This window comes from Brevibacillus sp. SAFN-007a (genome assembly GCF_051967035.1).
Taxonomy (GTDB): domain Bacteria; phylum Bacillota; class Bacilli; order Brevibacillales; family Brevibacillaceae; genus Brevibacillus.
In genome coordinates this window covers 221,748-233,680 of record NZ_JBQCKK010000003.1, presented here as the reverse complement: position 1 = coordinate 233,680, position 11,933 = coordinate 221,748, and the positions used below count along the sequence as shown (strand labels likewise).

Annotated in this window: 9 protein-coding genes; all 9 read left to right on the top strand. The window is 56.4% G+C overall.

Going from position 1 to position 11,933, the window contains the following annotated elements; genetic code table 11:
• Nucleotides 1-332 precede the first annotated feature (332 nt).
• The 9 genes from ACTHO6_RS06355 to ACTHO6_RS06315 all read left to right on the top strand — a co-directional run bounded on the left by ACTHO6_RS06355 (nucleotide 333) and on the right by ACTHO6_RS06315 (nucleotide 11,877).
• Nucleotides 333-473 carry a TetR family transcriptional regulator C-terminal domain-containing protein gene (locus tag ACTHO6_RS06355; protein ID WP_440240540.1) on the top strand — a complete coding sequence of 47 codons (141 nt, stop codon included), beginning with the start codon at nucleotides 333-335 and terminating at the stop codon, nucleotides 471-473.
• A gap of 91 nt (nucleotides 474-564) precedes the next feature.
• Nucleotides 565-1,920 (top strand): alkaline phosphatase, encoded by a 1,356-nt coding sequence (locus tag ACTHO6_RS06350; RefSeq protein ID WP_440240538.1) that lies wholly within the window; start codon nucleotides 565-567, stop codon nucleotides 1,918-1,920.
• A gap of 130 nt (nucleotides 1,921-2,050) precedes the next feature.
• The gene (locus tag ACTHO6_RS06345; RefSeq protein ID WP_440240536.1) at nucleotides 2,051-4,333 is read left to right on the top strand and encodes a DEAD/DEAH box helicase; all 2,283 of its coding nucleotides are present in this window, start codon (nucleotides 2,051-2,053) and stop codon (nucleotides 4,331-4,333) included.
• Nucleotides 4,323-5,681, top strand: a complete 1,359-nt coding sequence (locus ACTHO6_RS06340; RefSeq protein ID WP_440240534.1) for a ribonuclease H-like domain-containing protein — start codon at nucleotides 4,323-4,325, stop codon at nucleotides 5,679-5,681. Before ACTHO6_RS06345 ends, ACTHO6_RS06340 begins: the two co-directional genes overlap by 11 nt.
• A gap of 184 nt (nucleotides 5,682-5,865) precedes the next feature.
• Nucleotides 5,866-6,666 (top strand): alpha/beta fold hydrolase, encoded by an 801-nt coding sequence (locus ACTHO6_RS06335; RefSeq protein ID WP_440240532.1) that lies wholly within the window; start codon nucleotides 5,866-5,868, stop codon nucleotides 6,664-6,666.
• A gap of 315 nt (nucleotides 6,667-6,981) precedes the next feature.
• Nucleotides 6,982-7,836 (top strand): MIP/aquaporin family protein, encoded by an 855-nt coding sequence (locus tag ACTHO6_RS06330; RefSeq protein ID WP_440240530.1) that lies wholly within the window; start codon nucleotides 6,982-6,984, stop codon nucleotides 7,834-7,836.
• 105 nt (nucleotides 7,837-7,941) lie between these two features.
• Nucleotides 7,942-9,441 carry a glycerol kinase GlpK gene (glpK, locus tag ACTHO6_RS06325; RefSeq protein ID WP_440240528.1) on the top strand — a complete coding sequence of 500 codons (1,500 nt, stop codon included), beginning with the start codon at nucleotides 7,942-7,944 and terminating at the stop codon, nucleotides 9,439-9,441.
• Nucleotides 9,442-9,599: 158 nt separating this feature from the next.
• Entirely contained in the window at nucleotides 9,600-11,267 is a 1,668-nt protein-coding gene (locus tag ACTHO6_RS06320; RefSeq protein WP_440240526.1) for a glycerol-3-phosphate dehydrogenase/oxidase, read from the top strand.
• Between the two features lie 13 nt (nucleotides 11,268-11,280).
• Nucleotides 11,281-11,877, top strand: a complete 597-nt coding sequence (locus ACTHO6_RS06315; protein WP_440240524.1) for a glycerol-3-phosphate responsive antiterminator — start codon at nucleotides 11,281-11,283, stop codon at nucleotides 11,875-11,877.
• The last annotated feature ends 56 nt before the right edge of the window (nucleotides 11,878-11,933 follow it).

Here is an 11,933-nt window from a genome sequence, read left to right as displayed (position 1 = left end):
CTATCCACTCGCCATGTGTATGGCTGCTGGCTTGCCTTTTATGCCAAAAAGAAAAGGAGCAACTCTCCTGCGCCGGGCGCACTGGTTTCGCTGTTTCTGCATCGTCTCTGGGCCGACCCTGGCTTTGGTCTGGCATCAACGGTTAGGAGCTGGTGTTTTTGCTTCGTTTGGGCCAAATAAAGACGGGCGGAGGTAGAGGTGTGGTTTGCATTCACGGCGTATTTCCGGCACAAAAAGGAGGGATACGACCCCCAGCATGACGGGATTTACAGCGCGATTCGCCGATTGATGGACTATGACACGCAGAGGGCTTGCTCGCAAAAGGGCTGGACATGGAAATGGAGACGGAAAAGCTGTACGCGCTCGTTGATGGCTTGGCCTTGCACGCTTACCTGGAACCGCAGCGGCTTGACGGCGAGTGGGTGGAAGAAGTGCTGCGGGAATACCTCTCTCGTCTCTTTACCATATCCTAACAATTCTTTACGCAAAGACCGTTCAAACTCAACACAAGAGAGATAAGATCAGGTCAGGCTTCTGAACATTTCCCATAACAGGAGGTACACGATGCTTCGTACATTCCCGAAAAAGCTTGTCCCTGTGTCTGCTCTTTCTTCTCTTGCTGTTGCAACGGTCTTGTTTGGCCTGCATCCTGGTCCGGTCCAAGCGAGTGCCGCTCCGGCGAAAAACGTCATTTTCCTGATTGGCGACGGAATGGGAACGGCCTATACGACGGCGTACCGCTATCTGAAAGACGATCCGTCTACGCCAGTCATGGAGCCAACCGAGTTCGACAACTATTTGGTAGGGGCGCAAATGACCTACGCGGAAGATGACAAGCAAAACATCACCGACTCCGCCTCTGCTGCGACTGCCATGTCTTCCGGCGTGAAAACGTACAACAATGCCATTGCCGTCGACAACGACAAATCCGAAGTAGAGACCGTACTGGAGCGCGCCAAAAAAGTAGGCAAATCGACTGGACTGGTAGCTACCTCGGAGATTACGCATGCGACTCCTGCGGCCTTCGGTGCGCACGACGAGAGCCGCAAGAACATGGACGCGATCGCGAATGACTATTACGATCTGCGAATCAACGGCAAGCATTCCGTCGATGTATTGCTCGGCGGCGGTTTGAGCAACTTTGTACGCAAGGATCGCAACCTGACGGAAGAGTTCAAGAAAGACGGCTACAGCTACGTCACGACCAAGCAAGAGCTTTTGAACGACAAAAATGACAAAATCCTCGGTCTGTTCGCAACAGGCGGAATGGACAAAATGATCGACCGCACGGACAAGACACCTTCGCTGGAAGACATGACGAAAGCGGCAATCGAGCGACTGAGCAAAAACAAGGACGGCTTCTTCCTGATGGTAGAAGGAAGCCAGATTGACTGGGCGGGTCACGACAATGACATCGTGGCAGCGATGAGCGAGATGGAAGACTTTGAAAAGGCGTTCAAGGCAGCGATCGACTTCGCGAAAAAAGACGGCAACACACTGGTTGTCGCCACGGCAGACCACTCCACAGGCGGCTTGTCCGTAGGCGCGAAAGAGGAGTACAACTTCCTGGCAGGGCCGATCAAAGCGGCGAAGCGCACCCCGGATTTCCTGTCTGCCGAAATCGCCAAAGGGGCAAACGTAGAGGAAACGCTGAAAACGTACATCGATCTGCCTCTGACTCCAGAAGAAATGGCTTCGGTGAAAAAAGCGGCAGCCACCAAAAAGCAGGTGGACATCGACAACGCGATCGAAGCGATTTTTGACAAGCGTTCCTTCACTGGCTGGACAACAGGCGGACATACCGGAGAAGACGTCAACGTGTACGCGTACGGCCCAGGCAAAGAACAGTTTGCCGGACTGATCGACAATACGCACCATGCCGAAGTGATCTTCGCGATTCTCGGCCAGGCGAAAAAGTAAGAAGGGAAGAAAGCGGCTGCCATGCTCTCATGGCAGTTTTTCTTTTTGGCGGGCACGGGCTTTCCATGCGTCCAGAGGGGTTTACAACCCGAACGTCCATTCGTAGAATAAGGGCAAGAAGGTGAGCCTGGTGAAGATGAAAAAAGACATGGCAAGTATTTTGGAGCAGTTGAAAACAGACGAGCGGTTTCGCGACAATATCGCCCACTGGCGGGTCATTCCCGCTCGCGAGGCCAGAACGGTCCCGTTTCCGGCGGAGCTGGATGCGCGTATCCGGGAAGCGTTGACGCGAAGAGGGATTGCCTCTTTGTACACGCACCAGGAAACGTCGTTTCGCCACGTGCGAGCGGGCAAGCATATCGTCGCGGTCACGCCGACTGCGTCCGGGAAAAGCATGTGCTACCATCTGCCGATTCTCCAGACGCTGGCGGAGGACGCGCAGGCGCGTGCGCTCTACCTGTTTCCGACCAAGGCGTTGGCGCAGGACCAGAAGGCAGAGCTACACGAGTTGATTGGCGAAATGGGGCTGCCGATCAAATCGGAAACGTACGATGGCGACACCCCGGCCAACATTCGGCAGATGGTGCGCAAGGCGGGCCATATCGTCATCACCAACCCGGATATGCTGCATTCCGCCATTTTGCCGCACCACACCAAATGGGTTTCGTTTTTTGAGCATTTGAAATACATCGTGATTGACGAGCTGCATACATACCGCGGCGTGTTTGGCAGCCACGTCGCCAACGTGATTCGCCGCCTCAAGCGGATTTGTGCTTTTTACGGCAGCGCGCCGCAGTTCATTTGCACGTCGGCGACGATCGCCAACCCGCGGGAGCTGGCGGAAGCGCTAACGGAGGAGCAGGTAGAGCTGGTCGACAACAACGGAGCGCCGTCCGGCGTCAAGCATTTCGTCTTCTACAACCCGCCTGTGGTCAACCGCCAGCTTAACATCCGGCGCAGCGCCACGCTGGAGGCGCGGGACATTACCGAGCAGTTTTTGACCAACGGCATTCAGACGATCCTGTTTGCGCGCAGCCGCGTCCGCGTGGAAATTTTGCTGACGTATTTGCAGGAGCTCATCAAGCGCAAGCTCGGCCCGAAAACGATCCAGGGATATCGCGGCGGCTATTTGCCGAGCCAGCGCAGGGAGATTGAGCGCGGCTTGCGGAGCGGCGACATCATAGGAGTAGTCAGCACGAACGCACTGGAGCTGGGCGTAGACATCGGACAGTTGCAGGCGTGCGTCATTACCGGGTATCCCGGCTCTGTCGCCAGCACATGGCAGCAGGCGGGCCGGGCAGGCAGGCGTCAGGGCGAGTCGGTCGTCGTCATGGTCGGCAGTTCGACGCCGCTGGATCAGTACGTGATCGCCCATCCGGAGTACTTTTTTGACCGCAGCCCGGAGACGGCGCGGATCAACCCTGACAACCTGATCATTTTGGTCGACCATCTGAAATGCGCGGCGTACGAGCTGCCGTTTCGCGAGGGAGATACGTTTGGCCGTGCGGAAATCACGGAAGTCCTGGAATTTTTGACCGAGGAGCAAGTGCTGCACTATTCGCGCGGCAAATGGTTCTGGATGAGCGATTCGTTTCCGGCCCACAACATCAGCCTGCGGTCAGCCTCGCAGGAAAACGTGGTCATCATCGACATCAGCGAACGGGGCAACGAGCGGGTCATCGGGGAAATGGACCGCTTCAGCTCGATGACGCTGCTGCATGAAGAAGCGATCTACCTGCATCAAGGGACGCAGTACCAGGTGGAGAAGCTCGACTACGAGGAAAAGAAGGCGTACGTCCGGGAAGTGCAGGTCGACTATTACACCGATGCGAACCTCGCTGTCCAGCTCAAGGTGCTGGAGCAGGACCAGACCCGTCGGCACGGGCAGAGCGTATTTGCCTACGGGGAAGTTTCCGTCCATGCGATGGCGACGATTTTCAAAAAGATCAAGTTTGAGACGCACGAAAACATCGGCTCCGGCCCGATCCATCTGCCGGAGGAGGAACTGCACACGAACGCGGCCTGGATCGGCTTTTCCGATTCGCTTCTGGAGGAGATCGGCACAGAGGACGTGGAGCGCGGTCTGGTCGGCCTCGCGCATGTGCTTCAGCACGTGGCCCCGCTGTTTGTCATGTGCGACCCGATGGACTTGCACGTCATTCCCCAGCGCAAGGCGGTTCACTCGCAGGAGCCGACGATTTTCCTGTACGACCGCTATCCGGGCGGCATCGGCCTGTCGGAGCAGGTGTACAAGGAAATGGAAACGATTCTCGCCCAGGCCGAGCGGCTTATCAGCTCCTGCCCGTGCGCGTCAGGCTGCCCGTCGTGCGTCGGTGCGGCTGACGACGGCAGCAAGGAGCTGGCCATGACCTTGCTGCGCGTCGCCCAAGGAGGAAGCGCCTATGTCTCTTAAATCCAAACTGCAACGGATGAGGGGGCATATGTCGCTGGACGGGGACAAGGCGGGGGCGGCAGTACCTGCATCGTCTCTTCCGCCAGAAGAAAAGGCGCCTGGGGAGCTGCCGTCGTCGGCCGGAAAGCCGCCCATTCCGTTTGCCGACAGATGGCAGGCATTGCAGGCGGTCCCCTACTTTGGAGAAGAAGAGCACGTCATGATCCGCGAGGTGCGCTACCCGAGCGGCCAACGGCACGGTGCCTATACCTTTTCCCAGCTGCACGAGGCAATCGCCATCTGGGAAGCGTCCGGCAGGGAGCATCCGCTGTCGGCGGCGGGCAGGAAAGCGGACGAGCTGCTGTTTTTTGACACGGAGACGACCGGGCTGTCCGGCGGCGCTGGCAATGCCGTCTTTTTACTCGGCTACAGCCGCCTGGAGGGGAAAGAAGTCGTGGTGCGCCAGCATTTTTTGCCCGTTCCCCATGCGGAAGCGACCTTGTACCAGTCTTTTCTCGCGCAGGCGGAAAAATCGTCGCATCTGGTGACGTTCAACGGAAAGTCGTTCGACTGGCCGCAGGTGCGGACGAGGCACACGCTGGTGCGCGATCAGGTGCCGGCCTTGCCTGCCTTTGGGCACCTGGACCTTTTGCACGGCGCGCGCCGCCTGTGGAAGACCGAACTGGAATCGTGCCGCCTGGGAATCATCGAGCAGGAAAAGCTGGATATTTTCCGCGAGGACGATTTGCCCGGCTACCTCGCCCCTGTGCGCTACTTCGACTTTTTGCACTCGCAAGACCCGGACGTGATCGAGGGGGTGCTGCGGCATAACGAGACAGACGTCCTCTCGCTCATGACGCTCTACATCCATATGTCCCGGCTGCTGACGGATCAGCCGGACGTGGCCGCTTCTCCGGAGGAACGCTTTGAAATGGCCAGATGGTACGACGCGCTGGGCGACCAGGAAGCGGCGCTGGCCGGCTACCGCTTCGTCGCGGACAGCGGCCATGCCTGGAGCAACCGGGCAAGGCTTGCTATCGGTCACCTGTACAAAAAGCAAAAGGACTGGCGGCAGGCTCTGCATGTCTGGGAGTCGTGCATGGCATCGTCCGGCTATGTTCCGGAAGAGGTGTACATCGAGGCCGCCAAGCTGTGCGAGCACCAGCTCGGGGACGTGGAAAAGGCGCTGCGCTATACACGGCAAGCCTACGAGCAGTGGAAAAAACGGGGCACGCTGCTGCGCAACCGTTCCCGGTCCGAGGCGCTGGCCTACCAAAAGCGGATCGATCGCCTGGAAGCGAAGCTCTTGGGAAGCGCGGCCGAGCAGGTGAGTCTGTTGTCCGGGTTCTGGGATGGGCCGGATGAATAAAGAGAAGACAGCCTCCTTCCCGGTTGGGTGGAGGCTTTGTTGTGTGCAAGAGTGTTTGGCTTGGTCATGAAGAGGTCAATCGAATACATGACATGGCGCCTGGCTTCCCTTCATAACATCGAACAAAGCGATATTTCTTGTCGCATTCTCTTGTTCATCTCGAACAATCTTGGGGGGACATACCTTGGAATACTTTGTTACGGTAGAACCCGGCGTTCAAGTTTTTGTTCAGGATTTGAATCCCGCGGGGGCCAATCCGATTTTGTTTATTCATGGGTGGCCATTGAGCCATAAGCAGTATGAATATCAGTTTGACGTTCTTCCGTCCAAAGGCGTGCGCTGCATTGCCATGGACTGGCGAGGATTCGGGTATTCGGATAAGCCATACAGCGGATACAGCTTGGATCGGTTGGCAGACGACATTCTTGCCGTCGTGGAAGCCTTGCAACTGGAAAACATTACGCTGGCGGGCCATTCCGCAGGCGGTGCCTTAGCCATTCGATATTTAGCAAGACATCAAAGCTTTGGCGTGTCTAAGCTCGTGTTGATTGGCGCACAAGCACCGGGTTCTGTGCCGAGGCAAGCTGCCGATCTGTATATTTCAGAGACGTTATCTGACCGTCCTAGCATGCTGGCCAACTTGTCCAATCAGTTTTTCTTTCAACATGTTACAGGGCCTTTTTCCGACTGGTTTTTTCAAATCGGATTACAGGCAGCCGGTTGGGCGACTGCCGCCGTTATGATGACGTTGCGAGATCAAAACGTACGAGACCAGCTCGAAAAAATTAACGTACCGACATTGATTATTCATGGTACCCATGACAAAGTCATACCATTTGCCAATGCCGAGGAAACCAGCCAACTCATCAAAAATTCACTCCTTATTCCTTTTCATTACAGTGGCCATGTTCCTTTTCTGGAGGAAAAAGAGAAATTCAATCAAGTTATTCTCCGATTTATTGGCGAGCGTTCGATTACAGCTTGACCAAACTCTGTGGCGGCTACCAAGTTCGCCCGAACGATAAACAAAGCCAACTCCCCTTGAAAACGGATTCTTGACAGATTTTACATGTCCGCTATATAGTAGAACATAAGTTAATCGTGCTGTGGAGATTGGGAGATCAGCTAATATTTGCAAAAAGAGGGTAGCGCCCTGCATTTTTGCGAGTATTGGCTTTTTTGTTTTTTCCGAGAACGCAAAGGAATGAGGTGAAATGTAAGCGCTTCAGAAAGTGGTTTCACCGCGTTGTTTGTTTTGTTTCCATAATCGAATCGTTTTTCCGAAAAAGGGGGTAGGGACATGTCTGTTTACGTAGGAGAGTGGATCGGGACGATGATCCTGATTATTTTGGGGGCAGGGGTATGCGCGGGCCAAAGCCTGAAAAAGACATACGCGCAAAATGGCGGCTGGATCGTCATTACGCTCGGCTGGGGGCTTGCCGTGGCGTGCGGCGCTTACGCGGTAGGCGGCATCAGCGGCGCGCATTTGAATCCGGCGCTCACCATCGCGCTGGCGAGCATCGGGCAGTTTCCCTGGGAGCAAGTGCCGGGCTACGTCATTGCGCAATTCGGCGGAGCATTCATGGGCGCGACCTTCGTCTGGATCTTTTACTACCCGCACTGGCGCGAGACGGACGACGCAGCAGCCAAGCTGGGCATTTTTGCCACTGGACCAGCGATTCCCCATACAGCCGCCAACTTGTTCAGCGAGATTTTAGGCACGTTTTTCCTGGTGCTTGGTCTTTTGGCTATCGGAGCGAATCAGTTTGCAGCAGGGTTGAATCCGTTTGTCGTCGGCTTCCTGATTGTGGCCATCGGTCTGTCTCTCGGCGGAACGACCGGCTATGCGATCAACCCGGCGCGTGATCTCGGGCCGCGATTGGCCCACGCTCTCCTGCCGATTCACGGAAAAGGACCCTCCAACTGGGGCTATGCCTGGATTCCTGTCGTCGGGCCGATCATCGGAGCGGTGGGCGGCGCCTTTTTCTACAAATGGACGTTTACCGATCACAGTCTGACCGGAGTAGTGGCCCTGGCGGTATTCATGGTCATCGCGATCGGTGTCGGGATGGCGGGCAAAAAGACAAACGCTGCGCCTGCAAGCGGCAAAGAACGACTGGCAACGGATCGGGCGCGCTCCCAATCGCATGGGTAGGCGGCCAGTCCCCCCGCTTTCGTCCCCCAAAAAAGCAGGGAAAAGACCCTGCCGCACGTAAAAAGAGTAGATTCGATGTTTCGATCAGAAGGAGGAGCAGCCGCTATGGACAACCAATACATGCTTTCGCTTGACCAGGGAACCACCAGCTCCCGGGCGATTTTATTCGATAAATCCGGCGCGATCATCGGGGTGGCCCAAAAAGAATTTACGCAACTGTATCCCAAACCGGGCTGGGTTGAGCACAACGCCGAGGAAATCTGGGAGTCCCAGCTGGACGTGCTGAAGGCGGTCTTGCTGGAGAACCACGTAAAGCCGGAGCAAATCGCAGGCATCGGCATCACCAACCAGCGCGAGACGACTGTCGTCTGGGATCGCCACACCGGAAAGCCGATTTACCAGGCAATCGTGTGGCAGAGCAGACAGACTGCCGATATTTGCAACCAGTTGAGAGAACAAGGCTATGAGCAGATGGTGCGCGAGAAGACGGGCCTTTTGATTGACGCCTATTTTTCCGGGACGAAAGTAAAGTGGATACTCGATCACGTGGAAGGCGCGCGGGAAAAAGCAGAGCGGGGCGACCTGTTGTTCGGCACGATCGACACGTGGCTGATCTGGAAGCTGACGAACGGCCGCGTGCATGTGACGGACTATTCCAATGCTTCGCGCACGTTGCTGTTCAACATTCATACGCTGGAGTGGGACGAGGAGCTGCTCGCCATGCTGCAAGTTCCGAGAAGCATGCTGCCGCGCGTCTGCCCGTCCAGCGAGCTGTACGGCTATACCGATGAAAAAGTGTTCCAGGTGCAGATTCCGATTGCCGGGATCGCCGGAGATCAGCAGGCGGCTTTGTTCGGGCAGGCGTGCTTTGCGGAGGGAGCGGCCAAGAACACGTACGGAACCGGATGCTTCATGCTGATGAACACAGGAGAGAAAGCAGTGGCATCGAAAAACGGACTGCTGACCACGATTGCCTGGGGCGTAGACGGCAAGGTGGAGTATGCGCTGGAAGGCAGCATTTTCGTGGCGGGGGCGGCGATTCAATGGCTGCGCGATGGTCTGAAGCTGCTTGCGAAGTCATCCGATTCGGAAAAGCATGCGCTGGCGGTCGACAGCACGGACGGCGTCTACCTGGTTCCGGCGTTTGTCGGGTTGGGCGCGCCGTATTGGGACATGGAGGCGCGCGGCGCGATCTTCGGCCTGACCCGCGGAACGACCGAGGACCATTTGATTCGGGCAGCGCTGGAGTCGCTCGCGTACCAGACGCGCGATGTGCTGGAGGCGATGGAGGCCGATTCCGGCATCAAGCTCCAGAAGCTGGCGGTAGACGGCGGCGCTGTAGCCAACAACTTCCTGATGCAGTTCCAGGCCGACATTCTGGCGACAGCGGTCGAGCGTCCGCGCGTGAACGAGACGACTGCGCTCGGTGCCGCCTACCTTGCAGGGCTTGCTGTCGGTTACTGGAACAACAAGGAAGACATCGTCCAAAACAAAGTGGTGGAGCGCACGTTTGTGCCGGAGATGGCAGAACAAAGACGCCAGGAGCTGTACGAAGGCTGGAAGCAGGCCGTACAAGCGACGATGGGTTACAAGATTAGGCATTGATTTTTGCGTCGAAGAGGAATAGAGTAAAGGTAAGTTAATCAATTGCTGTGGAGACCGTGGAGACAGCCAGTATCAAAAGGGCAATGGCCGAGTTCGTTGCTTCTTTTGGATAGTGGCTGTTTTTTGTTTTTTTCGGGGGAGAAAGGATGAAACCAACCATGAACGATCAACGAACATTGTCAGCAAGAAAACGTCAGGCATGTCTCGAAGAAATGGCGGGCGCGCGCCTCGATCTTTTGATTATCGGCGGCGGAGTGACAGGAGCGGGCATCGCGCTGGACGCCGCTTCACGCGGTCTGCGCGTGGGACTGGTGGAGAAGCAGGACTTCGCCGCAGGCACGAGCAGCCGCTCGACGAAGCTTGTGCACGGGGGCTTGCGTTATTTGAAACAGGGCGACGTGCAGCTTGTGCGTGAAGTCGGCCGGGAGCGGGCGATTTTGTACCGCAACGCCCCCCATATCGTCATTCCGGAAAAAATGATTTTGCCGATTGTGGAAAAAGGAACGTACGGCAAGCTCGCTACCTCCGTCGGGCTGTACATCTATGATGTTTTGGCGGGAGTCGCGCGCAAAGAGCGCCGCATCATGCTGAACAAACAGCAGGCGCTGGTAGCAGAACCGCTGTTGCGCACGGACATTTTGAAGGGGGCCGGCCTCTACTTCGAATACCGGACGGATGATGCGCGTCTGACCATCGAGGTGATGAAAACAGCCCGCGCGTATGGTGCCCTGTGCGTGAACTATACGGAAGCCGCAGCGTTTCTGTATGAGAACGGCAAGGTCACAGGGATTCGGGCGAAGGATTTGCTCACAGGCGCCGAGTACGCCATACACGCCAAAAAAATCGTCAATGCCGCAGGTCCGTGGGTGGATCAGCTCAGGGAAAAAGACCACTCCTTGTACGGCAAAAGGCTCCATCTGACAAAAGGCGTTCATCTGGTCGTCCCGTACAACCGACTGCCGCTCAAGCAGTCCGTGTACTTCGATGTATCCGACGGGCGCATGCTGTTTGCGATTCCCCGGGATAACAGCACGTATATCGGCACGACCGACACGAACTACGACGGGGTGCTGGAACGTCCGACCGTGACCCGCGAAGATATGGAATACGTGCTGCGGGCCGCCAACGAAATGTTCCCGACGGCGAAGCTGACCGAGCAGGATGTCAGCTCCAGCTGGGCGGGACTCAGGCCGCTCATTCACGAGGATGGCAAATCCCCGTCCGAACTGTCGCGCAAGGACGAGATTTTTTACTCCCCAAGCGGACTGATTACGATTGCGGGCGGCAAGCTGACCGGTTTCCGCAAGATGGCAGAGCGCATCGTGGACGTAGTGGCCAACCAGCTGACAGCAGAGGAAGGCAGAGCGTTCAAGCCTTGCCAGACAGACAAGATCGTGCTTGCCGGCGGCAGCTTCGCCTCTGCCGATCAGATTCCCGCCTATGTGAAGGAGCAGGCGGAGCGGCTGCGCGCGTGGGGCATCGGCGAGGAACAAATCCGCAGGCTTGTAGGAAAATTTGGCAGCAACAGCGAAAAAATAGTGACGATGTGCCAAGAGTATCTGGAGCAAGACGCGAAGCAGTCGGCGGCAGAGGCGCTGCTTTTGGCCGAACTGCATTACGCTGTGGAAGAAGAAATGGTCATGACCGCCAGCGACTTTTTGATTCGCCGCACGGGCAGACTGTTTTTTGAACGAGACACGCTGGAAGCCATCTATCCGCGGGTAATCGATGAGCTTGCCAACATGCTGCACTGGGATGACGCGCGCAAAGACCGTGAACGGACAGCTTTTGCCGAGGAATATCATCTTGCCAAAACATTTCGATAGGGGGGACTTTTGATTGGCTAACCAGATTCATCAACCGATTCTTCCCGCTGCCCGCACACTGAAAGAATTCGATGAACTGATGGAGACGTGCTACGAGCGCATTATTTTGCTGAATGCCCATATCGCGCAAGTCAAGCCGCTGGGAAAACGAGCGAGGGCATTTGGCAAAAAACTGCTGATTCACGCCGATCTCATCGATGGCTTGAAGTCGGATGAGTACGCGATGGAATTTCTTGCGCAGGAAGTGAAGCCCGACGGAATCATCACGACGAGAAACAGCGTGATCTTGGCCGCGAAGAAAAAAGGGCTGATCTCCATCCAACGGCTTTTTCTCATTGATACGATGGCGCTGGACAGCAGCCTCACGCAGTTGGAGCGGACGAAACCGGACTACGTCGAGGTATTGCCGGGGATCATTCCCCATCTGATCGAGGAGATTACCGAACGCACCCGGATTCCGGTGATTGCGGGCGGCTTCATCCGTACGCAGGAAGACGTGGAGCGGGCTCTGCAGGCAGGTGCAACCTCTGTCACCACTTCGCGCAAAGAGCTGTGGGCGAAAGCATGGGAAAACAGGGACGAACAACGTCAAAATCCGGACATTCCCTAAAGGAATGCTCCGGATTTTCTATTTTTTGTCAGGTGGCGCACAGGGAGAGGGGAGTG